At 62.7% G+C, this 14,644-nt stretch carries 10 protein-coding genes; all 10 read left to right on the top strand.

The window, feature by feature from the left end; translation table 11 throughout:
* Positions 1 to 23: 23 nt before the first annotated feature.
* The 10 genes from FHX47_RS06450 to FHX47_RS06405 all read left to right on the top strand — a co-directional run bounded on the left by FHX47_RS06450 (position 24) and on the right by FHX47_RS06405 (position 14,527).
* Positions 24 to 1,259: a YihY/virulence factor BrkB family protein gene (locus FHX47_RS06450; protein ID WP_183358097.1), complete on the top strand. Its 1,236-nt coding sequence runs from the start codon at positions 24 to 26 to the stop codon at positions 1,257 to 1,259.
* A gap of 490 nt (positions 1,260 to 1,749) precedes the next feature.
* On the top strand, positions 1,750 to 3,657 hold the full coding sequence (locus FHX47_RS06445; RefSeq protein WP_183358096.1) for an ABC transporter substrate-binding protein: 1,908 nt from the start codon (positions 1,750 to 1,752) through the stop codon (positions 3,655 to 3,657).
* Positions 3,658 to 3,775: 118 nt separating this feature from the next.
* Positions 3,776 to 5,341, top strand: coding sequence for an ABC transporter permease subunit (locus FHX47_RS06440; RefSeq protein WP_183358094.1), 1,566 nt, complete (start codon positions 3,776 to 3,778; stop codon positions 5,339 to 5,341).
* Positions 5,338 to 6,513, top strand: a complete 1,176-nt coding sequence (locus FHX47_RS06435) for an ABC transporter permease (protein ID WP_246328078.1) — start codon at positions 5,338 to 5,340, stop codon at positions 6,511 to 6,513. The genes FHX47_RS06440 and FHX47_RS06435 overlap by 4 nt, the downstream gene beginning before the upstream one ends.
* Entirely contained in the window at positions 6,510 to 8,585 is a 2,076-nt protein-coding gene (locus FHX47_RS06430) for an ABC transporter ATP-binding protein (protein WP_246328077.1), read from the top strand. The genes FHX47_RS06435 and FHX47_RS06430 overlap by 4 nt, the downstream gene beginning before the upstream one ends.
* A 35-nt stretch (positions 8,586 to 8,620) precedes the next feature.
* Positions 8,621 to 9,670, top strand: coding sequence for a hypothetical protein (locus tag FHX47_RS06425; protein ID WP_183357897.1), 1,050 nt, complete (start codon positions 8,621 to 8,623; stop codon positions 9,668 to 9,670).
* A 148-nt stretch (positions 9,671 to 9,818) separates the two neighbouring features.
* Positions 9,819 to 11,468 (top strand): peptide ABC transporter substrate-binding protein, encoded by a 1,650-nt coding sequence (locus FHX47_RS06420; RefSeq protein WP_183357898.1) that lies wholly within the window; start codon positions 9,819 to 9,821, stop codon positions 11,466 to 11,468.
* 134 nt (positions 11,469 to 11,602) lie between these two features.
* The gene (locus FHX47_RS06415) at positions 11,603 to 12,529 is read left to right on the top strand and encodes an ABC transporter permease (RefSeq protein WP_183357899.1); all 927 of its coding nucleotides are present in this window, start codon (positions 11,603 to 11,605) and stop codon (positions 12,527 to 12,529) included.
* 10 nt (positions 12,530 to 12,539) lie between these two features.
* Complete coding sequence (locus FHX47_RS06410) at positions 12,540 to 13,466, top strand: ABC transporter permease (RefSeq protein ID WP_246328048.1); 927 nt, start codon at positions 12,540 to 12,542, stop codon at positions 13,464 to 13,466.
* Positions 13,467 to 13,471: 5 nt separating this feature from the next.
* A complete protein-coding gene (locus tag FHX47_RS06405; RefSeq protein ID WP_183357901.1) occupies positions 13,472 to 14,527 on the top strand; it encodes an ABC transporter ATP-binding protein in 1,056 nt (351 codons plus the stop codon).
* Positions 14,528 to 14,644 lie beyond the last annotated feature (117 nt).

Raw genomic sequence — 14,644 nt, 5'->3', positions numbered from 1 at the left:
AAAAAGGTCGGTAGTGTGGCTTCATGAACGCATCACAGCAGAGCCCAGACAGCGCAGAGCACGAGGGGCCGGGCCTTGCTCCTCACGCATTAGGAGACCCGGAGGATTCCGCCGGGGTGAGCGCGCCCGGAGATCAGCAGGTGTGGCGGCCAGACAGTGTGGCGGTCGCCGCCGACGAACCATACGTGGTCAAGACTCGTCAGCGCGAAGAGTTCGACGAGGCCCAGGCGCAGCGGAAGAAACCGTCCTCGCCGGTGAAGCTGAGCGCGGCTTCCTGGAAGTACGCTCTGAAGCGAACGTTGAAGGAGTTCGGCCGCGACCAGTGCACCGACTTGGCGGCCGGGCTCACCTACTATGCGGTGCTGTCGGTCTTCCCAGCGATGATCGCCTTCGTCTCGATTCTCTCCCTGGTGGGGGAGGCTCAGCGCACCCAACAGTTCCTGCTCGACATGCTCTCCGACATGGTCGAGGGCGACTTCATGGCGACCATTGAAACGGTGGTCGCTCAAGTGACGGCGGCTCCCGGGGCCGGGCTCGCGCTGGCCATCGGTATTCTGGCGGCCCTGTGGACTGCCTCCAACTACGTCAACGCGTTCTCCCGTGCGATGAATCGCATCCTCAACGCGCAGGAGGGGCGCAGCGTTGTGCAGCTGCGGCCGCTGCTGTACGGGATCACCGCAGCACTGATCATATTGGTGGCCGCCGCTGCGGTGATGCTGGTGGTCTCCGGGCCGCTGGCCGAATCCCTCGGCAGCACGGTGGGCCTGGGCGAAACCGCCCTGACAGTGTGGAACTGGGTCACCCCGGTGATTCTGGTGCTGGTGGCGGCGCTCAGCATTGCTCTGCTCTACACCTTTACTCCCAATATCCGCCAGCCCGGTGCCAAGTGGATCAGCGCCGGTGCTCTGCTGGCCATCGCCGTCATGATCATCACCACCATCGGAGTCGGCTTCTACATCGGCAACTTCGCCAACTATGAGGCCACCTACGGGGCCTTAGCCGGTGTGATCATCTTCCTGTTCTGGATCTACATCATGAACGTGGTGCTGCTGCTGGGGGCTGAGTTCAACGCTGAACTGGAGCGTGCGCGCCAGCTGCAGGCAGGCATCGGCGCTGAACGCACGCTCATGCTGGCTCCGCGGCAGACTGCCGGAGTGCATAAGCAGCACCAGAAGCATGAGGCACTGGTCGCTGAAGGCAAAGCACTGCGGATGTCCACCGGTGAAACCACGGATCCCGATGAGATCTGGCGTCGATGAGCCGGGACGAAAAATTCACCCAAGAGTGTCCGAATACTGGACCGTAACGCCAGCAAACTGCGTAACAAAACGTAACGTTTCGTACGCTGACGGTGGCGGAGAATGCGAGCCGGCAGGTCTGCGTATGCGGATTAAGGGTCGTGCTGCTGCTGCGATCACGTTAAGCATGATGCAGACTGCGGAAAACCTGGGCGTTGCCTGATTTAAGGGATGGGACGCCCGTTCGTTGAGTTTCCGGGCATTCACTGAGATTTCGCCGACTCGGCAGGTTTGCATTCTGTGGCTCTGCAGGGGTGACCGCAGTGAAAAGCTTGACTTTTCGGGCGTCATCATGGGTCCTGCGGCCCTCAGCTCTCGCTGGTAACGATTCAATTACACGGGGCGGAAGAGGGTGTCCGGTGTCACTTTGACCCGTAGCCTGGTGTGCACCTTGAAGGCTGATGTGAGATTCATCTCATCAGCCGTTCGCACCTATTGCATGAGGAGCAATATGAAACTGCGCAAACTCTCTGCCGCCACGGCCATGCTGGCCAGCGGCGCCCTGATCCTCACCGCCTGCACCCCGGGCGATGACGGCAACGGCGGCAATGGCGACGGCGGCAACGGCGACGCCACAGAGACCCAGAACGGCGAAAACGGCGGCGACGCCGAGGCCGGAGTCGAAGAGGGCACCGGCGGCGAATTCGACCAGGAAGGTGCTCTGTACTCGACAATTCCTGACTCCGGCGCCAAAGCCGAGATGCCCGAAGGCTTTGAGACGAACGGTGACACCATCATCAGTTCCCCTGGTGCGGTGCCGTTCATCAACGTCAACAACGATGAGGCCGGGGCGAACTCCACAGGGAACTCGATAGTTTCTGACCGGATGTCCTCCGGTTTCATGTACTTCGGCTCCGACCTGTCGATCGTCGAGAACGAGGAGTTCGGCAGCTACGAGGTGCTCAGCGAGGACCCGCTGACCGTCGAGTACACCATCAACGAGGAGGCCGTCTGGTCTGACGGCACTGCGATCACTGCGCTGGACTACCAGCTGGGCTGGGCCGGACAGGCGTACGCCGACACTGAGGAATCGCCCGGAGCCGGCTTCAACCCATCGGGATCATCGCTGGCTGACTACGTGCCAGATGGATTCCAGGCTGAAGCACCCGACGCCAAGACCTTCACGATGGAACTCCCCGAGTACTACGCCGACTGGCAGCTGCTGGTCTCCGGTCCCGGCGTCCCGGCTCATATCGTGGCCCAGGAGTCCGACATGAGTGTCGATGAGCTCAGCACAGCCATCCAGGAGGGCGACCTGGAGGCTCTTGAGCCCGTTGCTGAGGTCTGGAACGAGGGGCTGGGCTACGCCGGTGAGTGGGACCCTGAGATCGCACTCTCCTCCGGCCCCTATCAGCTGGCTGAGTGGAACTGGCAGGGCGAGGAGTCCGGCGGTTCGGTCACCTTGGAGCCCAACCCGGAATGGTGGGGCACCCCACCCGGCACGGAGACGCTGATCTTCCAGTTCGTCGATGAGTCCACCCACGTTCAGGCGCTGGAGAACCAAGACATCAACGTTATTGAGCCCCAGGCCGATGAGGATGTGAAGCTTGCCCTGGACGACCTGGCCGAGACCGGTGACGTGGTCGTCCACGAAGGCGACATTGCCAGCTGGGAGCACATTGACTTCCAGTACCAGCAGGGCCCGTTCGCCGAGACCCCGGAACTGGCTGAGGCCTTCGCGCTCTGCCTGCCGCGCCAGGAGATCGTCGAACAGCTGATTCAGCCGGTCTACGAGGAGGCTGAAGTGCTCAATGCCCGGGAGGTTCTCTCCTTCCAAGAGGGCTATGACGACTTCGTCGCCGAGTCCTACGATGGCCGCTACGACGGAGCGGACGTCGAGGGCGCAGCCGAAATCATCGAGGCCAACGATGCAGTGGGCACCACCATCGACATCAACCACTTCGGCCAGCCGCGCCGTGCGGCCGCAGTCGAGATCATCAACACCTACTGCGGTGCCGAGGGCGCAGGATTCGACATCCAAGATGCCGGTGACCCGGCATTCTCCGCTGAGCTGCTGGAGGGCAACTGGTCCGGTGTGGCCATGTTCGCCTGGGCAGGATCGGGTCAGATCGTCTCAGGGCAGAACATCTACTCCTCTGATGGACAGCAGAACGCTACCGGCTACTCCAACGAGACAGTCGATGAGCAGTGGGACGTGATTGCCGGCAACATCTCCGATGAGGAGCGCACGCAAGCCCTGATCGAGATGGAGCAGGCGCTCTGGGATGACCTGCACGGCATTCCGCTCTACACACACCCGGGAGTTGTGGCTCATGACTCCTCGATCGCCAACGTCCGTATGACAGCCGCTCAGACCCAGGTTCAGTGGAACGCTGAGCAGTGGCAGCGCGCCGAGTGAGCCTGAGGGACACCACCCGGTAACCACCAGTGACGGGGTCCGGCAGCGATACGCCTGTCGGACCCCGTTCGGTGTCCTGCTGCTTCTTCAGTAAACCTTAGAAGGCGAGCTACCCACTGTGCTGAAATACATCCTCAAGCGCTTCGCACGACTCTTCCTGGTGCTCTTCGGCGCCTCGGTCCTCTCCTATGCCCTGATCGTCCACTCCGGTGACCCATTGGAGGACCTGCGCGAGTCCACCGACGCGGACGCTGAGTTCCAGATGGAGACCAGGGCTGAGCAGCTGAACCTGATGCTGCCCTGGACTGACCAGTACTACCTTCCCTGGTACGAACGCTACTGGGACTGGCTGACCGGCGTTCTGGGCTGTTTGGACCCCACGGGCGCCATCCTGAGCCGGTGCAGCTTCGGCGAAACGGTCAACGGCGGTGACGTCACCGCCCAGATCGCCAACGCCGCAGAGATCTCCCTTCGTCTGGTGCTGATCGCCACGCTGCTGGCCATCATCATCGGAGTGCTGACCGGAATCGTCTCTGCGATGCGCCAGTACTCGTTCTTCGACTTCGCGATGAGCTTTCTGATGTTCCTCTTCTGGTCGCTGCCGATCTTCTGGGCCGCAGTGATCGCCAAGGAATACCTGGCGATCGAGTTCAACGATTGGATGGCCGACCCGCACTTCTCCCAATCGACGATCCTGATCGTTGCAGCAATTCTCACGGTCACTGTCCCCATGATCTTTGGTGGAAGCGCGCGACGCCGAGTGGCCATCGGGGCGACGATGTTTGTCTACACCGCCACGGTGATGCCCCTGCTGGACCACATGCACTTCATGGAGCAGCCCCGTCTGGGCACCGGCTTCATCATCGTCGGCTCCGTTGTCCTCGCCCTGGGCCTCACCGCCCTGCTGGCCGGACTGCAGAACCGCCAGGTGCTGATTTCTGGGCTGATCACCGCCGCACTGGGCGTCGCCTCCTACTTCCTGACCTGGGACCTGATCCGCGGAGCCCAGAGCTACCTGCTTCCGGTTGCTCTGTTTGCGCTGGCCATCGCGGTCAGCGTACTGGTCGGCCGAGTATTCGGCGGATACGCCAAGGGGCAGGCGACTGCGGTGACGACCCTGAGCGGCATCCTCATCTCGTTGATGATCATGCTTGACCACTACATGTACACCTGGCCGCAGCTGCTCTCGGCCAAACCTCGCCCGGTGCGGACCATCGGTGCCACCTCGCCGAACTTGGGCACCGACGACTTCTGGGTCGTCTCCTTGGACCAGCTGAGTCAGCTGTGGCTGCCCACCCTGGTGATGATGCTGGTCTCCCTGGCCACCTACACCCGTTACACCCGAAGCTCCATGCTCGAGGTCGTCCAACAGGACTTCATCAGGACTGCGCGGGCCAAGGGTGTGAACGAACGCACCGTGGTGCTTAAGCACGCCTTTCGTAATGCGATGATCCCGCTGGCCACCATCGTCGCCTTCGACTTCGCCGGTCTCATCGGCGGGGCCATTGTTGTGGAGCGCGTCTTCGGTTGGAACTCGATGGGAACCATGTTCGTCACCGGTCTGGAGAACGTTGATCCAGCCCCGGTGATGGCAGTCATCCTCTTCACCGGAGGCATCGCGGTGCTGTTCAACTTCATCGCTGACATCCTCTACGCCGTCCTCGACCCAAGGATCCGAGTATGAGCAACGACCAGAGCCCCGAACAGAGCAACGAAGGCCTCGAGCAGCAGATGGTCGACCTCGCGGAGGTCGAAGACGCCAAGCTGAGCGAAACTCACCAGTCCTACTCCCAGAACCAGCTGATTCGACGTCGGTTCTTCGGTCACATCCCGGCGATGATCTCACTGGTGGTGGTCACGATTATCACCGTGACGGCCTTCACCTCGGTGGGCTACGGCATAATCCCCGGATGGTGGCCGCATCCGTTCCGGCTGCCCCAGGGAGCCGAACTGGTCAACGGCGGGGAGCCGACCATGTTCGACGACGGCCGGATCTTCGGTCCCCACCCCTTCGGCCAGGACAGTCTGCCGAGGGATATTTTCGCCCGCGTGATGCGCGGCACCCAACAGTCGCTGATCATCGGCGTCGTCGTCGCGCTGGTCTCCTCCGTGATGGGAATCCTGATCGGTGCGGTGGCCGGATACTTCCGCGGCAAGATCGAAGCGGTGCTGATGACACTGACCGACTTCGTCATCGTGGTGCCGCTGCTGGTGATCGCTGCGATCCTGGGACAGTTCGTCAGCGGCATGCCGTTCCCTCCGTTCCCGCTGGCCATCGTCCTGGGAATCGTCAGCTGGACCGGGATGGCCCGTCTGGTGCGCGCGGAGGTGCTGTCTCTGCGGGAGAAGGAATACGTTTCTGCTGCAGTGGCGATGGGGGCCTCGCCCTGGCGAATCATTCGCAAACACATGCTGCCCAACGCTGTGGGCGTGATCATCGTCAACGCTTCGTTCACCGTTGCTGCGGTGATTCTTCTGGAATCGACCCTGTCGTATCTGGGCATGGGCGTTCAGCCGCCGGAGGTCTCCCTGGGGATGCTGGTCTCCGAGGGCGAGGTGGCCATCAACACCCGGCCGCACCTGTTCTGGATCCCGGGCATCTTCATTCTGATCATCGTGCTGTGTGTGAACTTCATCGGTGACGGCTTGCGTGATGCCTTCGACCCGCACCAGCAGCGCAAGGGCGAGCGACGCCCCGGCCTGCGGCAGGCGCTGGGGTTTCGCGGGACCTCCATGGCGCAGAGTCGCCAGGCAGGTCAGCTGGGTCTGGACACCGCCGGGCGGACCGGCTCCAGCCTCGCGACGGACAGCACTGACCCTAAGGCGAATATATTCAGGTTCCGGAGGAAGAAATGAGCGCAGACAGCTCCCAGGTTCCCACCACCCAGGATCCCGCCACTGAGCAGACCACGGCCACCAATCCCTGGCTCCCCGCAGTCCTGTCGCTGATCATCCCCGGGCTGGGCCAGATGGCAGTGCTGAAGCAGCGGGAGTTCGGGCTCAAGCTCCTGATCGCCTGGTTGGTGATCGCCGTGGGCCCGACGATGGTGATGATGCCGCTGCGGATCTCTGGCACCGATGTTAACCGGGGTGCGGTGACCCTGGCGGATACGGTCGCCCTGGCGGGAATCGGCATCGGAGTGCTGATCGCGGTCTTCGCCGCAGTGACCGCGTACCGAACTGCCGAACCAGTGTCCGAGGCCGTGGCTGCCGAACGCGCCGCTGATGCCGCCGAACAGCCGGCGCTGAGCTTTCAGAACGTCGGGGTAAGCTTCAACACCGAGTTCGGCACCGTCGACGCCGTCAAAGGCGTCAGCTTCGATGTGATGCCCGGTGAGGTGGTCGCCGTCGTCGGGGAGTCCGGCTCCGGCAAGTCGGTCACCTCAGCCGCCGCGATGGGGTTGATCCCGCAAAATGGCACCGTGACCGGCAGGGCCTTTCTGAACGGCCAGGAAACGACCACCATGGACGCGGCGCAGCTGCGTCGGCTGCGCGGGTCCGAAGTCTCCATGGTCTTTCAGGAGCCGATGACTGCGCTGAACCCGGTGCTGAAGGTCTCCGACCAGCTGGTTGAGGCCATGCAGGTCCATGGTGTGGCATTCGGCAAGGACGCGCTGGCCAAGGGCGTGGAGCTGCTGGAGCTGGTGGGCATCCCCGATGCCAAGCAGCGGATCCACGAGTATCCCCACCAATTTTCCGGCGGACAGCGCCAACGCATCGTGATCGCGATCGCCATTTCCTGCAATCCCTCGATGATCATCGCCGATGAGCCCACCACAGCACTGGACGTGACCGTCCAGGCAGAGATTCTGGATCTGCTGCGACGGCTCAAGCACGAGATCGACACCGGTATTCTGCTCATCACCCACAATATGGGTGTGGTGGCCGATATGGCTGACCGTGTGGTGGTGATGTTCCAGGGCCAGGTGGTCGAATCCGGATCCTCTGAGGAGATTCTGCTTCAGCCCGAACACCCCTACACCAGGCGGCTGCTGGATGCGATGCCCACCCTGCACCAGAAAGGTGACGTTCAGGGTGTCTCCGCGAAGGATCGGCGGGAGGCTGCCCAACCGACGACTGCGCCGGAGCAGGAAACGGTCATTGAGGGCAAGAACCTCGCCCTGGCCTACCGGAACAACCGGGGTAAGCCGGTGCGGGTTGTTGAGGACGTGAGCTTCGCCGTGCCCAAGGGTGAAATCCTGGGGCTGGTCGGAGAATCTGGTTCCGGCAAATCCACGATCGCTAAGGCCGTGCTGGGGCTGCTGGACGTTGACGAGGGCGAGCTGCTGATCCGCGGACGCAACCTTCCGGCACTCAAAGGAGCCGAACGCAAGGTTGCACGGCGAGAGATCGGTGTGGTCTTCCAGGATCCTGCGGCCTCCTTGGACCCCCGTTTTCCGATCGGTGACATCATCACCGAGCCCATGGTGGTCCACAAAGTAGGTTCGCCCAAGGATCGCAAAGCTCGGGCCGCCGAACTGCTGGAGGCGGTCAAGCTTCCCGCGGGGGTCATCAACCGGTTCCCGCACGAGCTCTCCGGCGGGCAGCGTCAGCGCATCAGCATCGCCCGGGCCCTGTCACTGAGCCCCTCTATTCTGATCGCTGATGAGCCGACCTCTGCGCTGGACGTCTCCGTGCAGGCCCGTGTGCTGGAGATGTTCGCCGAGCTGCAGGAGCAGTACGCCTTCGCGTGTCTGTTCGTCAGCCACGATCTGGCCGTGGTCGACCAGTTGGCGGACCAGATCATGGTGCTGGAGAAGGGCCGTGTGGTGGAACAGGGGCACAAGGAGCAGATTCTGCGCGACCCACAGATGGGCTACACCAAACGGCTGCTGGCCGCAGCGCCGGTGCCCGACCCGCGCCAGCAGGATGAACGTCGCGCAGCGCGGCAGCAGCTGTGGGAGGCCCAGGGGCTCACCGCCACCTGAGCCGAGCTGCCGGGCCCCAGTGAAGGATCCTGCCCTTGAGTGAGCCGTCGAATGCCCTCACCGCAGCCTACAGTCGCGCCCATAAACGCGACTGGATGGCTGAGAAGCGTGAAAGTCACCGACGATGGCGCCGGCGCAGGCTGCTCCAAGGCTCCGGACTTGCTGCAGCAGTCGGCGTCGTCGCGTTCATCGTCTACGACTACCCCAGGGAGTCAGGGCTGACGGACGCCCTGGGCCTGACCTGCGGGGAGTATGTGCATGTCGGTGACCCCTCGGGGGTTCAACCGCCTTTTGCAGACTGGGATGTGCACCAGCAGGCGCTCAGCGGCGACGACGACGTGGATGAGCAGCAGCTCATCTCCGCAGTAGAGATCGTGGCGCAGGAGTTCGATGCGCAGCCGGTCCTGGGTCAGTTCGACCCAGGCGGCATCACGCAGCGTCAGCACTCGGCAGCGGCAGTGGGTGACCAGCTGCTCATCGGTCATCATGAGGAGTATTGGACCGGCACTGACCGGGTGTCGCTGTTCGATCCGCAGACAGCCTCGATCACCTGGACCGCGCAGACGATTCACCCCGTCCGGGACCACAGCGTGGCCGATTCCCGTCAGCGGGTGCTCTACGGCGTCGGAACGGCAGGCTCCCACGTAGTGCTGCAGACCCCCACCTACCACGGCGACACTGATCTGGTCACTGCCGCACTGGGCTCCGACGACGACCCAGAATGCCTGCGGTTGGACGGTGGAGTCGAGACGCAGCAGATCACCGGTGAGCACCAGGGACACGCGACCGCGTGGAGTCAGGTGCTCAATCTCAACGCCGGCAGGCTCGGCGAGAATGAGTTCCAGATCCATCACGGCCTCGATGAAGACACCCCCGAGCACCAGCTCAGCGCCGTCGACGTCGTCACCGAACGTGTTGAACCTGCAGAGCCTCCGCTGGACGTGGACGCACCGGCAGATTCGGTGGAGATCCCCGCGGTGGCCCAGGAGCAGTTCGACGCAGGTTTCGAATCTCTGCAGACGGTGGGGGAGAACCACTACCTGCTGACCTGGGAAGCAGGGTCGGTCATCCTGGAGCGGCACTGATCACAGCAGCTGAGACCGGAGAATTGCCGGCACCGATGAAACGAAACAATTGTTCGGTGCGATTCCGCGTCAGAATATTGCTCGGCAGAAATGTGTACTAGTGTGTCTCACATCACTTGAACGCTCCATATTGATGAGGAGACTGATCATGACCACGCATAAACCCCAAGGGTCGGCGCGCCGTCGCAGTGCTGTCGCCATGACCGCAGCAGCCGCATTGGTGTTGGCCGCCTGCGGCAACGGAGACGACGGCAATGGCGATGGCGGCAACGGCACCGCTGACAACGGTGGCGCTGAAGCTGCCGGGGGCGGCACCGTCTCCGCCTATAACTGTGAGCCGCAGAACCTGATGCCGTCGAACTCCACCGAGGTCTGCGGATCCTGGGTGCTGGAGCAGCTGTTCACCGGTCTCACCCAGGTGGACTACGAGACCTACGAGGCTGTCCCGGGTGTCGCCACCGATTGGGAGTCCAACGAGGACCAGACCGAGTGGACATTCACCCTCGGTGAGGACTGGACCTTCCACAATGGTGACCCGATCGACGCCAACACCTTCGTCGAGACCTTTAACTGGGTCGTAGACCCGGACAACGCTCAGCAGAACACCAGCTTCTACGACGTCATCGTCGGCTACGAGGATGTGGTCAACGGGGACGCCGAAGAGCTGGCAGGCGTCACCGCAACGGACGACTACACCTTGGAGTTCGAGCTCAACGAGCCCTTCTCGCCGCTGCCCATGATGCTGTCCTACACCGGGTTCTACCCGATGCCCGCAGAAGCATTTGAGGATCCGGAGTCGTTTGAGCAGGCACCGGTCGGCAACGGCCGGTACCAGATGGACGGCGAATGGGAGCACGATGTGCAGATCGCCGTCGACCGGTACGAGGACTGGCCCGGAGAGGATCCGGGAGTTCCGGAGCGCATCGAATGGCAGATCTACAACGACATAGAGACCGCCTACCTGGACGTTCAGGCAGGCACACTAGACATCATGGACTCAGTGCCGCCGAACCGCCTGTCAACCATGGAGGCAGACTTCGGAGACAACCAGACGATGTTCGACACCTCCTCATTCACCTACATGGGACTGCCGCTCTACCAGGAGGAGTTCCAGGACAAGGATGTTCGCCACGCACTCTCCATGGCCATCGACCGTCAGCTGATCATCGACAACATCTTCGACGGTGCCCAGGTTCCGGCCGGCAACATCATTCCCCCCATGCTGCCCTCTGCCCGCGAGGACGCCTGCGACTACTGTGACTTCGATCCGGAGGCGGCAGCTGAGCTCTACGAGGAGGCTGACGGTCCCAGTGAGCTGACCATCTACTTCAACTCCGGTGCCGGTCACGAGGACTGGGTCGAAGCGGTCAGCAACCAGTGGCAGGAGCACCTGGGGATTGAGAACATCTCCTTTGAGTCCCTGGAGTTCGCCCAGTACCTGGATCTGCATGACAACCAGGAAGTCACTGGCCCGTTCCGCTTGGGCTGGGTGCTCTCCTACCCGAGCCCGCAGTACGCGATGGAGCCGATCTACACCACAGGCAAATCGTCGAACTACGCCGACTTCTCCAATGAGGAGTTTGACAATCTGATCGCTGAGGCCAACGCGGCCGATCCCGAAGAGGCAGACTCGATATACCAGGAGGCCGAGGACATTCTGCTCGAGGAGATGCCGGTGATCCCGATGTTCTTCCAGAGCCAGGGCGTGGTGCACAGCGACCGGATTCAGCACGATTCGGTGCAGATGGACCCCCGCACCTTCCTGCGGGTCGAGCAGCTCGTGGTCAACGAGGAGTAGCTCTTCTCGACACACAGCACGTGGCCCGCACCAGCAATGGTCTTCATCCTGGTGCGGGTCGCTTGCGCGTGACGATGGAGACCCCCCACGATGAAACGACTCACCGTACCCGCTGAACCCATGCAAGGACACCCATGACCGGCTACATCATTCGGCGTATGCTGCAGTTCATCCCGGTAGTGATTGCGGCCACGCTCATCGTCTACGCCATGGTCTTCCTGATGCCCGGCGACCCCATCCGGGCGCTCTCCGGAGACCGGCCGATGAGTCCTCAGGTCTTGGAGACGCTGCGTGAGCAGTACAACCTCAACGACCCCTTCCTTGTGCAGTACGCCAAGTACATGTGGGGAGTGTTCACCGCGGGTGACTTCGGCACCACATTCCAGGGGCGCCCGGTGCTGGACATCATCCAGCAGGGCCTGCCGATCACGGTGACCCTGGCGCTGGTGGCCCTGAGCTTCCAAATCGTCATTGGGGTCATCGCCGGCGTCCTGGCTGCGGTCTACAAGGACAGCTTCCTGGACCGGATGGTCCAGGTGTCGCTGGTCATCGTGGTGGCAGTGCCCACCCTGGCCATCGGTTTTCTGCTGCAGCTGACCTTTGGGCTCAACCTCGAATGGTTCCCCATTGCCGGCACCAGAGAAGGCCTGGTCAGCTACGTCCTGCCGGGAATCACCCTGGGGGCCGTCTCCACCGGCATCGTGGCCCGCATGCTGCGCAGTGAACTGGTGGAGGCCCTGCAGTCGGACTACGTGCGCACAGCCACCGCCAAGGGCATGAGGCGCAGCAGGGTCGTGGTCCGTCACGGACTGCGCAATTCGCTGATCCCGGTGGTGACATTCCTCGGTGCAGATCTGGCGACCATGCTCGGGGGCACCGTGGTGGTGGAGACCATCTTCAACCTCACCGGCTTGGGCGGTCAGATCTTCCGCTCCATCCAAGCCCAGGAGAACACTGTGGTGGTCGGCATCGTGACCCTGTTTGTCCTCTTCTACGTGGTGCTCAACCTCGTGGTTGATCTTCTCTATGCCGCCATCGACCCCCGTATCCGCTACGACTAGGAGAGCCGCTATGACTGAGCTGAACAAAGCACACACTGTGGCCGCGGGGGAGCCGCCACCGGCGCCGAAGAAGGCCAAGGCCCAGGAGGAGGCCAGCCTCTGGATGGACGCCTGGCGTTCGCTGCGCCGAAACCCCTGGTTCGTCGTCTCGGCGGTGCTGCTGGTGGTCCTGGTCACCATGGCACTGTTCCCCCAGCTTTTCACCGACAATGACCCACGAGCCTGCCCGCTTTCGCGCTCGCGGCAGGAGCCCTCGGCCGAGCACTGGTTCGGCACAGACATCCAGGGCTGCGACTACTACGCCCGGGTGATCTATGGAGCCGCAAATTCCATGGCTGTAGGGGTCATCGTCTCGTTGAGCGTCTTTGTCATCGGTGTGGCGCTGGGTCTCGTCGCCGCCTTCTTCGGCGGTTGGGTCGATGCGGTTCTCATGCGCCTCACCGACCTGGTCTTCGCCATCCCCTACCTCTTGGGAGCCTTGGTGTTCCTCGCGGTTCAGTCGGAGCGCAGCGTCTGGGATGTGTCTCTCATCCTGATTGTCTTCACCTGGCCCACGTTCGCCAGGCTGATGCGCGGCTCCGTGTTGGCGGTGATCAACAACGACTACATCACCGCAGCACGGGCGCTGGGCGCTGGGCCGCTGACCATCATGCGACGTCATATTCTGCCCAACTCGCTGGGCCCGGTGGTCGGCTACGCGGCGGTGTTCACAGGAATCGTCATCGGCGCAGAGGCGACTCTGACCTTCCTCGGGGTGGGTTTGCAGCTGCCGGCGATCTCCTGGGGGCTGCAGCTCGACGAGGCAAAAAGCTACTTGCAGCAGCTGCCGCATCTGCTGACGTTCCCGCTGATCTTCGTCGCCCTAACCGTCTTCGCCTTCACCTCTATGGGCGAGGCGCTGCGCGACGCCCTTGACCCGAAGTCCAAGAAGAGGTGAGTCAGATGACCACACCCCGCACGCCCGAGCCCTCATTCACTGGCGACACGGCGTCCCCGCTGCTGGAAGTGGTGGACCTTCATGTGGAGTTTCACACCAAAGCCGGGGTTGCCCAAGCCATCAATGGACTGAATGTGACGCTGAATGCTGGTGAGACGCTGGCGATCCTGGGTGAATCCGGATCCGGAAAGTCTGTGACCGCCCAGACCATCATGGGAATCCTGGACATGCCCCCGGGGCACATCGCCGGCGGTGAGATCCGCTACCGCGGTGAGGACCTGCTGACGATGAAGCCGGAGAAGCGCCGCAAACTGCGCGGAGTAAGCATCTCCATGATCTTTCAGGACGCGCTCTCCGCGCTGAACCCGGTGCTGCCGGTCGGCTGGCAGATCGCGGAGATGTTTCGGGTCCACCAAGGAATGAACCGCAAGCTGGCCCGGCAGAAGTCCATCGCCATGATGCAGCGGGTGGGCATCCCCGCGGCAGAGGAACGGGTGGGCGACTTTCCCCACCAGTTCTCCGGTGGGATGCGCCAGCGGATCATGATTGCCATGGCCATCGCCCTGGACCCGGATGTGCTCATCGCCGATGAGCCCACCACAGCTCTGGACGTCACCGTCCAGGCCCAGGTGATGCGGCTGCTCAAGGAGCTGCAGGTCGAGAACAACATGGGACTGATCCTCATCACCCACGATTTGGGCGTCGTCGCCGATGTGGCCGATAAGATCGCGGTGATGTATGCCGGGCAGGTGATGGAAGTCTCCGACGTCTACGAGATATACGCCCAACCGGCCCATCCCTATACAGAGGGCCTGCTGAATTCGGTGCCGCGCATTGACGGTCAGGACGAGCGGCTCAACGCCATCTCCGGACTGCCGCCGTCGCTGACGGATATGCCCTCGGGCTGCCCGTTCCACCCGCGCTGCCCCTATGCCACCGACTTGTGCAGCGCTGAGCGCCCCGGACTGCTGCCGGTGGTTGCCGAACACACCTCTGCGTGCCACTATCGCGAAGAGATCTACAATGGGACTCGGCAGCCCCGAGAGGAGGCTCAGGCATGAGCCAGCCAGCCGTCGACGCGCCGCAGGACCCCTTCGCCGACTCTGAAGTCGTCTTGGACGTGAAGGACCTGGTGAAGCACTTCCCCATCAAGGAGGGGACGGTCTTCAAACGCCGCA

It is taken from the genome of Garicola koreensis, assembly GCF_014195445.1.
GTDB classification, from domain to species: Bacteria; Actinomycetota; Actinomycetes; order Actinomycetales; family Micrococcaceae; genus Nesterenkonia; species Nesterenkonia koreensis.
The sequence above is the reverse complement of the archived record's forward strand: the minus strand, read 5'-3'. Positions and strand labels throughout refer to the sequence as shown.